General features: G+C 44.1%; 13 protein-coding genes. 6 read left to right on the top strand and 7 right to left on the bottom strand.

Annotated features, from left to right (window positions below):
* Position 1 precedes the first annotated feature (1 nt).
* The gene (locus tag N2K84_RS06665; protein WP_282591009.1) at positions 2-2,596 is read left to right on the top strand and encodes a DEAD/DEAH box helicase family protein; all 2,595 of its coding nucleotides are present in this window, start codon (positions 2-4) and stop codon (positions 2,594-2,596) included.
* Between the two features lie 13 nt (positions 2,597-2,609).
* Here N2K84_RS06665 and N2K84_RS06660 read toward each other — a convergent pair whose 3' ends face one another.
* Both N2K84_RS06660 and N2K84_RS06655 read right to left on the bottom strand, forming a co-directional pair.
* Entirely contained in the window at positions 2,610-3,320 is a 711-nt protein-coding gene (locus tag N2K84_RS06660) for a response regulator transcription factor (protein ID WP_282591008.1), read from the bottom strand.
* Between the two features lie 10 nt (positions 3,321-3,330).
* Positions 3,331-4,698 carry a sensor histidine kinase gene (locus tag N2K84_RS06655; RefSeq protein WP_282591007.1) on the bottom strand — a complete coding sequence of 456 codons (1,368 nt, stop codon included), beginning with the start codon at positions 4,696-4,698 and terminating at the stop codon, positions 3,331-3,333.
* Positions 4,699-4,993: 295 nt separating this feature from the next.
* Between N2K84_RS06655 and N2K84_RS06650 the strand changes: the two genes are divergently transcribed.
* From N2K84_RS06650 to lpdA, 4 genes are all read left to right on the top strand, one after another.
* A complete protein-coding gene (locus N2K84_RS06650; RefSeq protein ID WP_282591006.1) occupies positions 4,994-6,085 on the top strand; it encodes a DUF1573 domain-containing protein in 1,092 nt (363 codons plus the stop codon).
* A gap of 98 nt (positions 6,086-6,183) precedes the next feature.
* Positions 6,184-7,314, top strand: a complete 1,131-nt coding sequence (gene meaB / locus N2K84_RS06645) for a methylmalonyl Co-A mutase-associated GTPase MeaB (RefSeq protein ID WP_282591005.1) — start codon at positions 6,184-6,186, stop codon at positions 7,312-7,314.
* The gene (locus N2K84_RS06640) at positions 7,311-8,411 is read left to right on the top strand and encodes a TlpA disulfide reductase family protein (protein ID WP_282591004.1); all 1,101 of its coding nucleotides are present in this window, start codon (positions 7,311-7,313) and stop codon (positions 8,409-8,411) included. The genes meaB and N2K84_RS06640 overlap by 4 nt, the downstream gene beginning before the upstream one ends.
* 161 nt (positions 8,412-8,572) lie before the next feature.
* The gene (lpdA, locus tag N2K84_RS06635; protein ID WP_282591003.1) at positions 8,573-9,964 is read left to right on the top strand and encodes a dihydrolipoyl dehydrogenase; all 1,392 of its coding nucleotides are present in this window, start codon (positions 8,573-8,575) and stop codon (positions 9,962-9,964) included.
* Between the two features lie 79 nt (positions 9,965-10,043).
* On the opposite strand, the gene N2K84_RS06630 is transcribed toward lpdA, so the two are convergent.
* Entirely contained in the window at positions 10,044-10,508 is a 465-nt protein-coding gene (locus N2K84_RS06630; protein WP_282591002.1) for a Dps family protein, read from the bottom strand.
* Positions 10,509-10,616: 108 nt separating this feature from the next.
* Between N2K84_RS06630 and N2K84_RS06625 the strand changes: the two genes are divergently transcribed.
* Positions 10,617-11,567, top strand: coding sequence for a LysR family transcriptional regulator (locus N2K84_RS06625; RefSeq protein ID WP_282591001.1), 951 nt, complete (start codon positions 10,617-10,619; stop codon positions 11,565-11,567).
* Between the two features lie 539 nt (positions 11,568-12,106).
* Here the strand turns inward: N2K84_RS06625 and N2K84_RS06620 are convergent.
* The 4 genes from N2K84_RS06620 to N2K84_RS06605 all read right to left on the bottom strand — a co-directional run bounded on the left by N2K84_RS06620 (position 12,107) and on the right by N2K84_RS06605 (position 18,710).
* A complete protein-coding gene (locus N2K84_RS06620; protein ID WP_282591000.1) occupies positions 12,107-12,907 on the bottom strand; it encodes a gluconate 5-dehydrogenase in 801 nt (266 codons plus the stop codon).
* 27 nt (positions 12,908-12,934) lie between these two features.
* Positions 12,935-14,887 carry a glycoside hydrolase family 97 protein gene (locus tag N2K84_RS06615; protein WP_282590999.1) on the bottom strand — a complete coding sequence of 651 codons (1,953 nt, stop codon included), beginning with the start codon at positions 14,885-14,887 and terminating at the stop codon, positions 12,935-12,937.
* Entirely contained in the window at positions 14,888-17,185 is a 2,298-nt protein-coding gene (locus N2K84_RS06610) for a heparinase II/III domain-containing protein (RefSeq protein ID WP_282590998.1), read from the bottom strand.
* 67 nt (positions 17,186-17,252) lie between these two features.
* Positions 17,253-18,710: a hypothetical protein gene (locus N2K84_RS06605; protein ID WP_282590997.1), complete on the bottom strand. Its 1,458-nt coding sequence runs from the start codon at positions 18,708-18,710 to the stop codon at positions 17,253-17,255.
* Between the last annotated feature and the right edge of the window lie 2 nt (positions 18,711-18,712).

Below are 18,712 nucleotides of genomic sequence, written 5' to 3'. Positions count from 1 at the left end.
TATGGCCGAGGAACGTTTAGACAAGAAATTCGGGATTCTGGTAGAGGAGGAAGTTTTTGAACTTGTTTTACCGGAAACCATCAAACGCAATTTGCGATACACTGTCCGCCCATACCAGGTTGAGGCATTTGCCCGGTTAAACTATTACCTGAACCAATACAAGCACCGGCGTAAGCCAAGCCAGTTGTTGTTTCACATGGCAACGGGCAGCGGCAAAACGCTAATTATGGCGGGAGCCATTGTGCAACTTTACCAAATGGGTTACCGTAATTTCATTTTCTTTGTGAATACGGATACCATCATCCGAAAAACCAAGGAAAACTTTTTAAATCCGGCTTCCCTGAAATATCTTTTTGCCGAGAAGGTCAACATCAACAACAGGCCTGTTACTATTCGCGAAGTTGCCAATTTTGAAAGTGTTAACGAGGATGATATCAACATTCATTTTTCGACTATTCAAGGTTTGCATTCCCGGTTAAATACCCCACGGGAAAATAGCGTCACTTTTGATGATTTTGCAGGAAAAAAGATCGTTCTTATTTCAGACGAGGCACACCATGTCAATTCGCTGACAAAAAAGAAACTGACGGGAGCTGAAGAGGAAGTAGAACGGTCGTGGGAAAATACGGTAACGCGGATTTTTGAATCGAACACGGAAAACATCATGCTTGAATTTACGGCAACACTTGAGCTGGGCCATCCGGCTGTTGCCGCCAAATACAATTCGAAATTGTTATTCGATTATGCCCTGGCAAAATACCGGGAAGATGGCTATTCCAAAGAGGTGAAAACCATGCAGTCCGATCTTGACCCCATCGACCGGGCATTGGAAGCCATTATTATTAGCCAGTATAAAAAGAAAATATTTTCCAGGAACGGATTACTGATCAAGCCGGTGGTGATGATGAAATCAAAAACCACGGCTGAATCGGCAGAGATGGAAAAAATCTTTACTGAAAAGATTCACAACCTTCAGGAAGACGATATTGCAAAACTTCAGAGTCTCGCCAACAACGAAACGCTACAATCTGCTTTTCGTTTTTTTAGCCAATCCAGGATATCCCACATTAACTTGATTGATGAATTAAAAGACGATTTTGCTGAGGATAAGATTATCTCCGTCAACTCGAAAAATGATTCGGACGAGAAACAAATCATCATCAATACCCTGGAAGCAAAAGACAACGAGTACAGGGTTGTATTTGCAGTTGATAAATTAAACGAAGGCTGGGATGTACTCAACCTGTTTGATATTGTCCGGTTATATGAAACCCGCGATTTAAACACCAAAACCGGTAAGCCAGGAAAAACGACTGTTCAGGAAGCCCAATTGATAGGCCGGGGAGCCAGGTATTGCCCCTTTAAAACGTTTGACGAACAAGAACCGGATAAACGTAAATTTGATGCGGACCTTGAAAATGAAATGCGGGTCTGCGAAGAACTGCACTACCATTGCTCACACAATCCCCGGTACATTCAGGAATTGAATACTGCTTTGAAAGAGATTGGGATCGTTCCGGAAGAAAAGCGGGAAGTTTATCTGCAACTCAAAGATGAATTCAAAGCCACTAAATTTTATCAAACCGGCTTTGTTTACCTCAACCAGAAAGTTGAAAATGTTTCCCACATCAACCTGGACTATAAAGAGCCTGCAATCCGTAAAGTCCACGATTACAAGCTACGAACAATGGCTTCAGCGGAATCTGCAATTTTTGATGAGCAGGAAACAACCCAGGTTGACCGGAAAACACAAACATATCAACCCATATTATGGGACGCGATCTTTTTGAAGAAAGCGATGTGCAGGAATCCCTTTTACCGGTTTGACAATCTGAAAAGTATCTTCCCATCTGTAAAATCTGTTGAGGATTTTATAAACAAGAAGCTGGCTGCAATAGAGGTCAACGTAACAGGGCTTGAAAAAGATATCAAAAACCTCACTCCCAAAAATAAACTGGATATCTGCTTATCGGTATTAAACTCAATTGCAGAGGAAATCCATTTGACATTTGGTGATTACCGGGGAACCAGGCATTTCAAACGCGAACCGGTTCGAAAAGTGTTCCGGGACAAAAAGATGTACTTCGCCATTGGGGAAGGATCAGACAAAGAAACCGGAAAACCGACCATGCGTACAGACATCGATGAAAAATATTACATCGACCTTAAAACAAGGGATTGGCATGCCTACAAAGAGAATTTTGGTTCGTCCGAAGAAAAGCTATTGGTAAAATTCCTGGATTCACAAATGGAAGAACTTGAGAAACGTTTTTCGGAGATTTATTTAATCCGCAACGAACGGTTCTTCAAAATCTTCCGCTTCAGTGATGGTAAAGCCACTGAGCCGGATTATGTGCTTTTCATGAAAGACAAAACCAGCGGAGAAAATCTGGTTTATCAGTTATTCATTGAGCCCAAGGGAACTCATCTAATCCCAACTGATGACTGGAAAGAGGAATTCTTTGCAGAAATAGAAAACGAAACAATAGAACTAATCCGAACCGATAAAATGCGGATTATTGGTATGCCTTTCTACAATAAAACTGGACGGGAAAGGCAGTTTAAAGACAAATTAGTCGAGGTGATTAATAGCTAATCTTAAGAGAGAATTACTTCCTTTCAATTGGGGCATTAAAACGAAATCCAATGCCGTGCAGGTTGATAATTTTGATATTAGGGTCGCTTTTCAGGTATTTTCGTAAGCGCGAAATAAATACATCCAGACTTCGACCCAAGTAATAATCATCTGACCCCCATACATTTTTCAGAATTTCCGATCGACTTAATACTGTGTTGGAATTTTCGCAGAAGTACTTAAGCAACTCAGCTTCTTTGTAAGTGAGGGTACGTTTTTCACTTTTGTCCTGCAAGGTCAGGTTATCAAAAAAGAAGTCGAAGTGACCAACTTTGCAGCTTGAAATTTCTTCCGTTTCAGCGGGCTGGGGTTGACTTCGGCGCAAAAACACCCGGATGCGCATTAGCAACTCTTCCATACTGAACGGTTTGGTGATATAATCGTCGCCACCGAGTGCGAAGCCACTGATTTTGTCCTCGGTTAACGACTTGGCCGTGAGAAAAAGAATCGGAATCTGTTGATTTTTCTCCCGCACCTTTTTGGCCAACGAAAAACCGTCCAGGCGGGGCAACATCACATCAAACAAACAGAGATCAAACTCATCTCCATCGAAAGCAACCAGTGCTTTCTCTCCATCCTCGGTAGCGGTGACACTATAGCCAGCCTCTTCAAGATTATCACGGATAATGAAATTCAGCGTTTTATCATCTTCAACCAGAAGAATTCTTTTCCCGGTAAAATCCATAGTTAAATTGTTAGACGGGTATCGTGATGGTAAAAATACTGCCTTTTGGTGAATTATCAGCTACTTCAATTTTCCAGCCATGGCGTTCGGTTATTTTTTTGACGTAATCGAGGCCCAATCCAAAGCCTTTCACGTTGTGAATATCACCTGTGGGGATGCGAAAAAAACGTCCAAATATTTTTTTACGGTATTCTTTGGCAATGCCAATCCCATTGTCGGCAAAGTGAACGTGAATGTGTTTCTTAATCTGCTCCAGACGTATCCGAACGTGAGGCACTTCATCGCAATATTTGAAGGCATTGTCCAGAATATTGAAAATGACATTCGAAAAATGCAAAGGATCGGCTTTAACAACCATCTCCACGTTGGGTATATCCAATTCAATCTCATATTCATTCCCGTTTTGACTCGTTTTAAATTCGGCAATACTCTGCCGGATGAATTCAGCCAGGTTAATTTCCTTGGATTGAAGCTGAATTCTCTTCTTTTCGATGGTTGCCATCTGCAACACTTTCTCAACCTGGGCCGAAAGCCGTTGGGTTTGCTCGCCAATAATCCGCGAATACTCTTCCAGTCGCCTCGGGTGCTGGATTATTTTAGGGTCGGACAATACTTTTGCTGACAGATCAATCGATGCAATCGGCGTTTTAAATTCATGGGTCAGGTTGTTGATGAAGTTTTTTTGGATCTCGCTCAAACGCCTCTGATTGATAATTACATACAGCGTGTATCCAAAAAACAGGATTACTATCACCAAAAAGCCGTTGACCACCAACCAGGCCTGCACCTGACTACTATAAAAACGAGAGCGGTTGGGGAAATAAACGCCAAAATAGTAAGTGTACTTTTCGCAAGTGGGCAGATCGCATCCTGTTTTTTTTGACGATCTCAACTGATAATGGTTTTCAAAAATCTCTTCATCGGTAGCACAGCCTGAACTTTGCTCGGTATGGAGGTTTTTCCTTTTCAGACTGTCGTCTTCTTCCAAAACAGCAATACCATAGGCCATTTGGCTATTTTCACAATCATAAATGGCATACTCAAAGTCCAGCTCAATATTGTATTTCCGGAACTCTTTAATCAGAAAATGCTCCAGCAACCCCGGATTGATCTCATCGTCCACGTTCACCACGTAGTAATTATTCGAGATTTGATCAACGGCAACCACATGATCGTGACTGGCAGCCGTTCCCCTGATTTTGGTATTGTATTCAATTAAATTTCCGGCAACATTTTTCAGGGCCTGTGTGGCCGAATCATGAAATTTTTTTTCATTCAGGTCCACCGTATTCTTAAAAAAGAAAAATTGGATCAGCAGGATACCCAGCACCGAAAAAGTGGCCAAAATAATAATAAACCGAATCGTGTTCCTTCCCATATCAACTCTCTGTTCTGGCTTGATACCCACGAAACTAGTCATTTTTTCAAAGATTCTGCGATGTTAACAAACCATTAACAAATGTTTATTGCAATTAACATGGCGATCCAAGCGGCTTTTTTAGTTTTGTATGAGGCTTTAACTCTTTTGGTAAGAATATTATCTTTGTGAAACCGTTTTTAAAGCCATCAACCAGGTAGCATCTTTTTTTAAGGTTCATTGGAGATATCAATCCCCGGAAACCCGATTGGAATGGCCAATACATAAAACGTCTTCACCTGTAAAATAAACAGATATGAAATTTAGAATTATTCTTTTGGCTCTGGCGACACTATTGATCTCAGGACATGTTGGCGCACAATCGGCGCAAGCTAAAATTGTTTTCGATAAAGTGGAACATGACTTTGGATCATTCAAAGAAGAAGCCGGCTCCCAATCATCCAACTTCAACTTTGTGAACAACGGTTCCACGCCGTTGATTTTGAACAATGTACAGGCATCATGCGGCTGTACCACGCCCGAATGGACCCGTAAACCTATTGCGCCGGGCGAAAAAGGCTTCATAAAAGTGAGCTATAATCCGCAAAACCGACCAGGGCCGTTCAACAAAACAATTACCGTATCCTCAAACGGCGAAGTTCCGCGCACGATTCTCCGCATTAAAGGGAATGTTGACCCCCGGCAAAAAACCGTTGCTGAACTTTATCCAAGGGAAATTGGCCCGGTGCGGGCAAAATCAAACCACATTGCCTTTGTGAAAATCAATGAAAACGAAGTTTTGACCGACAGCCTGGAAATTATAAACGACTCGGAGCAAACCGTAAGCCTCGACTTCAAAACCCCACCAAGCCACCTGGCGGTAAAAGTCGTTCCTTCGACCTTGAAACCACATGAAAAGGGAAATATTTTGGTAACCTACGATGCCCGCAAGATTGAAACGTATGGTTTTGTGATGCACCGCGTTTACCTGAACGTGGATGGCAAAACCGACTACCGTAATTCTATCGGAGTTTCGGCAACTGTAGAGGAAGACTTTTCTGCTCTGTCGCCCGAAGAACTGGCCAGCGCCCCTGTGGTTTCGTTTAATGAGGAAACCCACGATTTCGGCGACATCAAAGAAGGCGACCAGGTTGAATGCGTGTTCACCATAAAAAACTCGGGCAAACGCGACCTGATTATCCGCAACGTGAAAACATCGTGTGGCTGCACAGCTGTCACCCCCGAGAAGAAAGTGATTGCTGCCAACGAAACCGTTCCGCTGAAAGTGGTGTTCAACTCCAAAGGAAAACGCGGCCGCCAGAACAAAGCGATTACCGTAATCACCAACGACCCCAAAAAACCAACCAGCATCCTGCGCGTGTCAACCAATGTACAGGCAGCCGGATAATTTATTTTGGTAAAATGATATGCCAGCCGTTTCAATTTTTTTGAAGCGGCTTATTTTTTTATCGTGCATGAAATTTTACCTTCGTTAAAATTTTCAGAATGATTGTTGACAAAAACCATAAACATATTGAGAACGAAGGACAATACAAGGGTTTGACCGTGAACAGCGGCATCGAGCAGCCCGAATCGTTCTGTGAAGATTCCATAAAACGTTTTCTGAAAAACAAGCGAAAAACCGCTCACCAGGCCGACCATTACGTGAAAGGGATCCGCGAGGGCAACATTACTGTGCTGAGTCAGGCCGTTACGCTAATTGAAAGTTCTAAAAAAGAGCACCAGCAAGTTGCGCAGGAGATTATCTTAAAATGTTTACCGTACAGCGGCAAATCGATTCGCATCGGCATTACAGGCGTTCCTGGCGTGGGCAAGAGCACCTTCATCGAATCAATGGGGAAACACATTACTTCGCAGGGGCACAAACTGGCCGTGCTGGCCATCGACCCCAGCAGCGAACGCTCAAAAGGCAGTATCCTGGGTGATAAAACGCGCATGGAAGAATTATCCTCCGACCCGAATGCCTACATCCGCCCGTCGCCTTCGGCAGGTTCGCTGGGCGGGGTGGCCCGCAAAACACGCGAAACTATTATTCTGTGTGAAGCAGCCGGCTTCGACATCATTTTTATAGAAACCGTGGGCGTTGGACAGAGCGAAACGGTGGTTCATTCAATGGTCGATTTTTTTCTGCTGCTGATGCTGGCCGGCGCCGGTGACGAACTTCAGGGAATCAAACGTGGCATTATGGAGATGGCCGATGCCATAACCATCAACAAAGCTGATGGCGACAACATCGACCGCGCCGAAATAGCCCGCGTCCAATACATGAACGCCCTGCACCTGTTTCCGCCAACCGATTCGGGCTGGTCGCCAAAAGTACTGACCTGCTCGGCAGTGAAAAAAACAGGGATTAGCCAGATTTGGGAAACCATCCATGAATACCTTCGTTTGGCAAATGAGAATGGCTATTTTCAGTATAAACGAAATGAACAAGCAAAATTCTGGATGTACGAAACCATAAACGAACAATTAAAAACGAGCTTTTACCAAAACCCGGAAATCAGACAACTGCTGCCTGATTTTGAACAACAGGTACTGAAAGAAGAAACGAGCTCATTTGTCGCTGCGAAACAATTATTAGACGCATATTATCAATCTCAAAAAGAAAAAGAATGAAAAATTTACCCTTGCTGTTTGTTGTGATGATTTTCCTGGCAGCATGCCAGAGTAATTCCTCGAAATACCGGATTTCCGGAAACATCGCCGGACTGGATTCGGGTCAGGTATTCTTGGTAAAAGCTGAAGCCGGCCAGGCTGTGGTGGTTGATACCGCCAAACTGGAAAAAGGCAACTTCACCTTCGAAGGCGAAGCCGGCCCGGCCGAACTGAATTACCTGCGACTGAACGACCGCGACTACTTTGCACAGTTCTTCCTCGAAAATGCAAAAATTAAAGTAGAGGCCTACATCGACAGCCTGCGTGCCACAAAAGTAACCGGGTCTCCGGCTACCGATGTTTTTAACAGCTACCTGGACGAGCTGAACGTCATGAACCAAAAGATGCAGCAATACCAGCAGGAATATGCCCAGGCAGCAGCCAGCGGCAACCAGCAGGAAATGGACCGGGTACGTATTGACGTGGACGCTGCCTCGGACAACATGATGGTTTTTGCCAAAAATTTCGTACGCGAAAACAGCCAGTCGGTGGTAGCTCCTTTCATTACCCTCACCCAATTGGCCAACCAACTGGAATATACCGAACTGAAATCGCTGACCGACAATTTTTCGCCTAACCTAAGCGAATCGGTTTACATGAAACAACTTCAGGAAATTCTTGATTTGCAGGCAAAAACAGCCATCGGCACCGAAGCACCCGATTTTACCATGAATGATCCCGAAGGAAACCCGTTGACCTTGTCATCACTGCGCGGGAAATATGTGCTTGTGGACTTCTGGGCTTCGTGGTGTGGCCCCTGCCGCCAGGAAAACCCAAACATTGTGGCTGCCTACAACAGTTATAAGGACAAAGGCTTCGATATTCTTGGCGTTTCGCTCGACCGCGACAAAGATGCCTGGCTGAAAGGTATTGCTGAAGATCAGCTGACCTGGCACCACGTTTCGGACCTGAAATACTGGCAAAACGAAGTGGCACAACTTTACGGGGTAAACTCCATTCCCCATTCGGTTTTGCTCGACAAAGAAGGAAAAATCATTGCCAAAAACTTACGGGGTGCAGCCCTGGAAGAAAAGTTGAAAGAATTGATGCCTGAATAACATCCAGAATGAGGCCGGCTAAACACCGGCCTTTTTTATGGCACAACTTTCCGTTGAATTGCACACACTTTTATTCGGCAACCACCCGGCATTTTTACAAAACTTTTTAAAAGCTGAACTGTTTTGTTTTAAATCGCATAAAAAATAAAGATCAAAAGATTATGAATTACGATGTATTAGTTATAGGGAGTGGTCCCGGCGGTTATGTTGCTGCCATCCGGGCCGCCCAATTGGGAATGAAAGTTGGCGTTGTTGAAAAAGAAAGTCTCGGTGGCATTTGCCTCAACTGGGGTTGCATCCCAACCAAATCATTGCTGAAAAGTGCCCAGGCATATGAGTATGCCAAGCATGCAGCCGATTACGGCGTATCCATTTCCGGCGAGGTAAAACCCGATTTCGGGGCCATGATCGGCCGTAGCCGAGGAGTAGCCGAGGGAATGAGCAAAGGCATCCAGTTTCTTTTCAAGAAGAATAAAATTGAGGTCATCAGCGGATTTGGCAAGCTTACCGGAAAAGGATCGGTGGAAGTTACCGGCGAGGACGGCAAAAAAAACAGTTATACGGCCAAACACATCATTTTGGCGACCGGTGCACGCTCCCGCGAGCTGCCAAACCTGAAACAGGACGGCAAAAATATTATCGGTTACCGCCAGGCCATGAACCTTCCCAAGCAACCCAAGTCAATGGTGGTGGTTGGTTCAGGCGCCATTGGCAGCGAGTTTGCATACTTCTACCAATCCATAGGAACCGATGTCACGTTAGTTGAGTTTCTGCCCAACGTCGTTCCTAATGAGGATGAAGAGGTTTCGAAAACATTGGAACGCTCCTTCAAAAAAATGAAAATGAAGGTAATGGTTGACTCATCTGTCGAATCAGTTGACACCTCGGGCGACTTGTGTAAAGTAACCATCAAAACAAAAAAGGGCGAAGAAAAAGTGGAAGCCGAAATTGTGCTCTCGGCCATTGGAATTGCCGCTAATATTGAAAATATTGGCTTGGAGGAAGTGGGCATTACAGTTGACAAAGGCAAAATAAAGGTTGACGATTATTACCGCACCAACGTGGAAGGAGTTTATGCGATTGGTGATATTGTCCACGGACCGGCACTGGCCCACGTGGCATCAGCCGAGGCGATCACCTGTGTTGAAAAAATTGCCGGACTGAATCCGCACCCGGTTGACTATGGCAACATTCCGGGCTGTACGTACACATCGCCCGAAGTTTCGTCGGTTGGGATGACGGAGAAACAGGCAAAAGAGGCCGGATACGAAATTAAAGTAGGCAAATTCCCCTACTCTGCCAGCGGAAAAGCAAGCGCGGCCGGTCAGAAAGATGGGTTTGTGAAATTGATTTTTGACGCCAAATACGGTGAATTACTGGGCGCCCACATGATTGGAGGCAATGTTACCGAAATGATCGCCGAGCTGGTTGTGGCCAAACGATTGGAGATCACCGGGCATGAATTGATCAAATCCATTCATCCGCACCCCACCATGAGCGAGGCTATCATGGAGGCTGCTGCTGCTGCTTACGATGAGGTGATTCATTTATAACTTAAAAAACTAAGAACAGAAAAGGCTGTCCGATGGGCTAAAACCCGGGACAGCCTTTGTTGATTTTGTTATTTTCCCCTTAGCTTAAGAATGTTCTCAACATCCAAAGGCGTTTTTCGGTTTCGCCAATCATGTCGCTAAACAGGGCGTTGGTAGCTTCATCGTTGTGGTCGGCAGCCAGCGATTGTAATTTGTGCATTTTTTCCAGCAAGATAGCAGACTGTTCAATTACAACTCCAACAGCTTTCCTTCCATCCGAAACGTTCTTCACTTCAGGCAAGCTTGCTACCTTCAGGTAGTCTGAAAAAGCATGAAGCGGCTCGCCACCAATCATTAAAATTCGTTCAGCAACCTCGTCAGCCAGTTCGGAGGTTTCGTTATAATACTCTTCAAATTTGGCGTGAAGAACAAAAAACAGACTGCCTTTTACATTCCAGTGGAATCCCCGTAAATTCTGATAAAAGACTTGGATGTCGGCTAAAAATTCATTTAAACCATTCACTAACACTTCATTTTTCATGTTGCTTTTTTCTACTGTTTTCATATCGCTAAAATTTATTGTTTGACTTTACATTTGTTTTATTTCTTATTTCAAAAATACCATAGCTGTTATTTATTAACTTTATGTGTCCATAAGTAATAATTATAAAACATGAATATCAACCAATTGACCTATTTCATTGAACTGGTGCGCCACCGAAGCTTTTCCCGTGCGGCAGCGCAGCTGCATATCAGTCAGCCGGCACTAAGCCTGCAAATTCAAAAGCTGGAAGAAGAGTACAGTTATCAACTAATTGACCGGACCAGAAAGCCGCTGTCGCTCACGTCTGAAGGGGAATTATTCTACGAAAAAGCCTTGACGATTGTGCAACTGGTTGACGACCTGAACCAATTGGGGCTTGACATGGACGAACAAGCGGAAGGAAAACTGCGCGTAGGCATCATTCCCACCCTGTCTCCATACTTGGTGCCCCTTTTTATTGATGCGCTGAACGAGAAATATCCGCGGCTGTTTTTGGAAATCACCGAGGTGAATACCGAAGATATAATTACGCGACTCACATTTAATGAGCTGGATCTTGGCATTTTGTCAACCCCGGTGATCGCTAAAAACATTGGTTTTGTACCCTTGTTTTATGAGCGTTTCTACCTGTACGTTTCCGATCGCCATTCACTTTTTGCGGAGGAGAAAATCAGCCAGGACCAACTGCAAACCGAGGAGCTTTGGTATTTACGCGAAGGCAACTGTTTCCAAAACCAGGTAAACTCAATCTGCCAGATCCCCGATCGGAAAGAAACTGAGCTTTCCTTCCGGTACATTTCCTACTCTATCGAGTCGATAAAACGGATTGTTGAAAACCAGGGTGGTATGACTTTTCTGCCGGAGCTGGCTACTATTAACATTCCGGAAGTTTATGAAGATATGGTTAAAGAGATTGGAGAACCTACTCCGATCCGGGAGATCAGCGCGGCCTATCTGAAGTCGACCGGTTTGAAAAGGATTGCTCAACTTTTATTGGAAGTGATTTCCGAAAACATCCCAACACGTATGAAACAAAAGCCGGTGATAAAGCCACTCGACACGAAACTAAAAATCGGGTAAAATGAAAAGCCCTGACCAGAAAATCCGATCAGGGCTTTTATTACTTATTGTGGCTATTCTATTTTACTTCTTCAAAAATAACGACCACTATTAATCAAAGACTTAGGAAATATTGAGCCAAATATGGTACAAATAAACATACTCTACTACACTATGAATGCTCATCCTTAGCGCTCACAATTATAATAAATATCTCATTCTTAATTCTTGATTCCTCTGTTTCTTTGTCATTAGGAGACGGTAGGACAATCCAGATTTAAATATATAAATGAAAAACACCTAAGGTTTTAGCAGAAGAGAGCTTTATTGAACGCTTAGACACCCCGAAAGTTTTTGAGGGTGAAAGGAGCCAAAAGGAAACGGAATATAATGCTGGTGTGCAGGCTTGCAGGGATATGCCGTAGTCTTTTGGTAGATTTCGACCCGAACTTATCTTTTCTAAGCTGGCAATGAAGCATTCGCACGAGATTATATTGTGTTCTTTAGGAGGTAGACGATATGCAGGACTGCTACTGGTTAGAGCGGAAAAACCAATAAATCTATTCCAATTCATTCTCGCCTGCCGCATAACCAAAGTTTGCTGTAATGCCGCCATCTACAAACAGCAAGTGTCCGTTCACAAAATCGCTGGCTTTCGAGGCAAGAAACAAAGCTGCATAACCGATATCCTCCGGCTCCCCCCAACGACCAGCCGGCGTACGAGCCATCACCAAATCGTTAAACGGATGCCCACCCTCCCGGATTGGTGCAGTTTGGTCTGTAGCAATGTAACCAGGCCCAATGCCGTTAATCTGCACGTTGTACTTGGCCCATTCGCATGTCATATTTGCCGTCAGTAGCTTCAAACCACCTTTAGCTGATGCGTAAGCCGAAACAGAAGAACGACCATAGATACTCATCAACGAACAGATGTTGATGATTTTTCCGGAACGCTTTGCTATCATTCCAGGCGCCACACGTTTTGACACCAACAAAGGACCTACCAAATCGATATCGATAACCTGCTTGAAATCGGCAACCGACAAATCAAGAATCGGAGTCCGCTTAATTATTCCGGCATTATTCACCAATATATCTACAGGCCCCAACTCTCGCTCAATTCGGGAGATCCCTTCATCCACACTCTGTTCATCCGAAACATCGAACGCAACGGTGAACACATCAAAGCCTGCTTCAGCAAATTCAGCCTTTGATTTTTCCAGTTTTCCCGCGGAAGTTCCGTTAACACAAACTTTTGCGCCAGCTCCGGCGAGTTGTTTGGCGAAAGCCATGCCGATGCCATGTCCACCACCGGTTACCAAAGCTACTTTTCCAGAAAGATCAAATAAACTACCTATCATTTTGTTTTGATAATGAATCTGCTGAAGTTACTCTTTTTTAAAATGGATGGCCACACCTCCACTGGCCTTCAAATCGAAGCTTAACGTATTGGAACTGTCTACCTCTTGTGTTTTAATATTGACGTTTGTGCTACTTTTCAATTTATCATCATCATAATAGATCGTGGCCGTATATTTTTTGCCTGCTTCGAGAAATGTAAATGGGATTTTAACTGTGCGGGCATCGTTATTGGTGATTGCCCCCAAGAACCATTGATCTCCCGAACGACGAGCCATCGCAATGTACTTCCCTACTTCGCCATTCAGCACTTTGGTATCATCCCATACCGTTTTTACCGCATCGAAAAAGGCGATTTCCTTTTCACCCTGGTAAAGTGACGGTTTATCGTACCAGTACAGGAATTGCAACGGACTGTAATACACAACCGATAGCGCCAGCTGATGGGCATGAGTTGTTTTGATGCGATTGTTATAATAACAAATGGTATAATCACCTGCGCCTGCAAGATAACGGGTAAAAGGCAATGTTGTATTGTGGGTTGCATCCGGCATTTCTTCGTTACCGCGGATACCTTCCTGTGTCATCAGGTTTGGATAAGTACGACTGAATCCGGTTGGGCGGTATTCATCGTGAATATCAACCAGGAGGTGGTATTCGGCAGCCTTTTTAATTGCATTGTGCAACCAAACTGACCAATGATTGGAACCAATTTGTACAAAACCAAATTTAACCCCTCTAATTCCCCATTTGCGACATTGTGCAAAAACTTCATCCAACTTATCTGTCAGCGCCCGTTGGTTAATGTACACAAAAATGCCTATTCCTCTGCTGGCTCCGTAATTCACCACCTCTTGGATATCCAAGTCGCGGGTTGACGATACTTTGGTTGCATCTGAAGCCACTTTCATCTCCGAGCCATACCATCCGGCATCCAAATGCACGTATTGCAAATTGCGTTCAGCTGCAAAATCGATACATTCTTTGGCTTCCTTTGTCGTCAGGTTGGAACGAATTACCTTCCCTGGCTTTATCCAAGATGTATTCTGAATCTGATTGGGAGTGTTCAGATTCAACACAAGATCATTGTTTTCGAGTAACTCTCCTGGAGTGTCGGCTACCATAATTACCCTCCAGGGCGTCGAGTACGGACTGATCACATCCACTTTATCATACATCTTCAAATCAATCGTATTGGCTTTTTTATCATCCAGCTTGAACTTTCCACGGCTGTAATCAACCATTTGTGCTTCAAGCAAAGCAACGCTTAACCCATTTTTCAACTCCAATGTCAACGGGCGTTCACACTCATCTGGCCAATCTTTTAAAGGCAAGTAGCTGTAAGGGCCTTGTGCCCAGCGTTCGTACCAAGCCATTGTCCCTTCCGGGAATGTATAGCTGGTTTGTTCTCCTGTAATGTGCAGGAACAATCCATTGGATGTTTCAGGGAAATGATACCGGAATGCAATGCCTTCATCGTAGGCACGAACTACCAGATCCATTTGATAACTACGACGCTTGTCATAGCTGGTCCCACCATGGCCTTCTTCCATTTGGCCCGGCTCCTCATACTTGGCAAAGTGCAGCACCATTTCCTTGTAGGAATCGTGCACGACACTCCGTTCACCATACACCGGCGTCCAGGTCGTGTCTTTTACTGATTGATCAACCGACTTCAATTCAAGGTTTTCGCACCACAATTGAGCCTGGTCGTTTTCAATTCCCAAAGCCGATTCAAATAGCTGGTTTTCGATAAGTATACCCAACTCCGACTCAAGAATAACCGGTTTGCCATCGAAGCTTACAGAGTAGCACATCTGGGTTCTATTTTCACCAATTTCCTTTTGGTAAAATTTGAATTGAAGTTTACCGTCTGGCGATTTTATCTCGTTTTTTGCGACTACTGATTGAGCTTGGACTTGTATACTTATTTGCCCCACAATGGTGAGGGCTAATGTCAACGCGATTAGTAACTTTCTCATCTAGTCGATTTTTATTTTTGTTAGTTTCAGTTTTGAATCATAATCTCCGTCCACCCTACTGTCATTCATCAGGATCGACTTACCAGAGTTCTTGTTATAGACACTCAAATAGACGCCGCTTTGGCCTTGAAAAATCATTTCAGGTGACTGACCGAAATTTTCAATTTCAGTTGTATATTTTGACAACGCATGAATCAGCACCTGCCCGTCGCGTCGCAGATAACTTCCATGAGTCATAAATAAGTCACGGATATTGTCCGCATTGTTAAGATCCGCTCCCTCTTTAAAAGTCATTGCTGTCAGGTACGCATCCGTTTCCCACCCATTCATGTCAATAATGCTATTTCGATGCTTGATTCGACCGTCGGCCATTAAATTGAAATAAACCTCTGTCGTTTCACCGTTCTGAGTAATCCGAACACCCAGGAAATCTTTTCCTTCAAAACGTTCAATTAGAGGAAGCTCCTCTTTATTTTCGTCGGTTTTAAGAATGATGGCCGTAATAAACTTGGTTCGTTCGGTATCCTGAAAATGACTGATTGACCAGTACGGCACTCTATTTTCGGGGTGATGATCCTCGTAACCCAGTCGCTCTTCTATGGTCATTTTTTCCGGAAAATCGTGTGGAAGACCACCATCCGGAAAGGTTTCCGGATACAGTGGACGAACCAGCACTTCGGCATTATCTTGCTTCACAGATAAATCCAGTCCTCGTCGTTTCGATTCGCCATTATAATGCAGCAGCCACTCAAACTTACCGGGTTCCCGGGCCAATAAATCATCAATTACCAAAATCACATCGCCTACCCATAAAAAACTTCGGTAGTTGCGATTGAGGATATTCGAATACGGACCTGTTGCATTAGCCAACACGTATTTAAATTTGTCTCCATCGACCAAATTATGAATCGATGCATGAGTTACCGAACCAAAATACGGTGATTTTCGGCTTTCACCTTCACCATTAAATAATACCACATTGTGGGCTTCACTTTGGCAATAATACTCGGTATAAAGCGGGTTTCCGTAGGATGAGTTTCCGGAGTCGATAATCAAATTTTTGCCGTTGTGAAATAAAATGTACGAACCTGCATCGGCGTGGGCGTGGTTCCAGGTTAGGCCTGATTTCACCGCCAGCATCGTGGCATTTTCATCCCACGAATTACGTAATGTAGCCCATCCCATATCGGGATAGATGAATGAATTACCCAAGTCGGGTTTATAGTCGTCAGCGAGTTTTGGTAGTTCAGGATAGAGAATCAATCCATTCGGAGTCCCCAATTGGAGCCCTTCTTTATCGTTGCCATGTGCAACCTGGTTGATGTACCAGGCATATCGGTTTTTGTGGTAGCCCAGATTCCAAAGAAGGACCGCGCAGGCATTTCCGTTTCGATCGAAGTGACCATCGCCAAAATTTACCGACATCGGCTTGCCGTTTTCCACGTAATAAGTTGTAGAGATAAAGAAGTCGGTCACCTTATCCAGGATCGGAATATCACTTTGTTTGAATTTAGGCATGACATTTCCCAGCGCCAAGCGGAAGATCAAATATTGCGAAACACCAAAGTTCGCGTAATTGATACCCTCCCAAAAACCGCCATTCCGGTCGAAAGTCGGTATTTTATTTTGAAGAAGATCTCCGGCATAATTAAACCATTCGGGAGCCGTAGCTTCAATTTCTTTTAGCCAACTATCTGCTTCCGGCACTTCGTTACGGATGGCCAACGAAGTAAAACCGGCAATATAAACACAGGCACTCCACCAGTTATGCCCCATGGTATCGAAGGTGTGAATGTTTGTTTCTGCATTTAACCAGTCGTGCATCTGCGGTTGAACTCCAAAACGAGCCAGGCCTTCTGCAACTTCCTTTCGCTCTGACGCAGACAAGTAATTGTAAATACAATCAAAGCCAATGGACAGGAAAAACGAGTTGTGAGCTACGCCCAAACCACCTTGCCAGCTTGGTGTACGGCTTAATAACTCACTTCCTTCCCATGTCGTTTTATTAACCTGATCCAGCAGGATTTTTTTAATCGCTTCAGCATATTTGTCTTCCCGGGTCATCCGGTATACCAAGCCCAACACCGGGCAATCGGCTGCTCCGAGACGATCCCGTTCCAGCATCTCATCTGCTGCTTCTTTTTGTTGATTCCATGCATCTCTGACTTCTTCATTTTTTTCAATCAGCTTTTTCAACCGATCAATATTGGCATCGGTATGGAGTAAATAAGCCCGTTTTTGCGCAATTAAGGCACAGCTCATAAAACTGAATAATAGCAACACGATTAGCTTCTTCATAATTGAATATCTTTTATTGGTTTCTGTTTTTCCTCTTTTTAAACATGCCGTTTCGAGCAAAACAACCCTACCATTTTCCCCGTCCACTCATCTTTTTCGATTCGCTATCTTGTAAAACCGGTGCTGAAGAAACAACCTTTACATTTTTAGCTTCATCACTTACAATTACAGTTTGGTTTACCAATTGGTTAATCAACTCTACACCTTCTGTTTCCATGGGAACGATTGGCGAACTCATTTCACCGTGGGCTGGCATACCAAATCCCAGCATGATAGGAAGTGCTGGTGTCGATACTTGAGAAGCATTATTGTAAAGTCGAATTCGGTGATTCTTCCCGGCAATGGAGGCAATGGTATGCACCAATGAATTGGGCATTCCGGGTATAAGCTCCAGTTCAACGTCTGAACCAACAGTGTTTTCGCGTAGGTAAAGCAGTGGCCCGTATTGAATATCGCCTCTGCAATCGCGCACAAGTACATTTGACCCCAATAAAAAAGCACGTTCAGTGCCTATGGCCTGACAACCTTGAAGTAGTGTTCGATTTTCAGAATCATTCGTTCCTCCAATTTCAAATCCTGCCCGGGTATTTTTTGCAGTGCAATTGCGAAGGGTTACTTTACCAACTCCTCCATAAGTACGAAAACCATCCTCACTTAGTGATTTAGTATAACCCGGGCTTATCATGTAGCGTCCGTCCCGGTTTAGGTAAACGCTTCGATAATTCAATTCTTCAGCGAGTCCGCCGGTTTCTGCCAGGATACTGTTCGTGCTGCGCATCGCTCCTTCGGCATAGCAATCTTCCAACAGGATATCACGCGTATCATGCCCTTGGGTTTGAATGTAAAAACAATGACCAAACGCCCGGCTAAAAACCTTGCATCGCCTTAGGGTATTGTTTTGTCCGGCAACCATAATGCCGCTTTGCTTTTGCAGGTGGGTTAACACCGGCCCTCCTTTTCCGAACAGGTCGCCGTAGCCATAAGTAGATCCTCGCACGTATAGTTTTACATCCTCAAGCAAGGTATTATTGCCAAAAACCGAAAGTATGTTACCATTGCTGCCTTTGTCTTCCGGCCCGGTGTTTTTAATGGTTAAACCTTTTAATGTATTGCCATCTCCATCGATAAAAATACACCGCATATAACCATAAGGCAATTGGCTGTACAATTCGGTATCAATTTCGATGGTAACTCCGGTAAAGTCGAAAGTATTATTATTGCCGCTAAACCTCAGGAACCAACGAGGTGGCCGGCGCTGTGTTTCTGTCTGAGGAGGAAGCTCAGCCAATAGTTTAGCAATTCGTTCCTCGTTCAGATAGTCGCTAAGTGCATAAACGCCCGATTTCATGCGAACCTGTTGCCCATCCTCAGCAGCAACCTGGACCAACGCTTCAATGGAGTCTATTGCAACGATCTTTGATTTAGCCGTTACTGAAATACCACTAAAAACCACCAAACAGGTGGTCATCATTAATTTATAATTTTTGAATATATTCATCAGATTTACGCTATTTTTTCGTTGCATTA

Source organism: Gaoshiqia sediminis (genome assembly GCF_025907915.1).
Lineage (GTDB): Bacteria > Bacteroidota > Bacteroidia > Bacteroidales > Prolixibacteraceae > Gaoshiqia > Gaoshiqia sediminis.
Note: the sequence above shows the minus strand (reverse complement) of the source record. Positions and strands in the feature narration are given on the sequence as shown.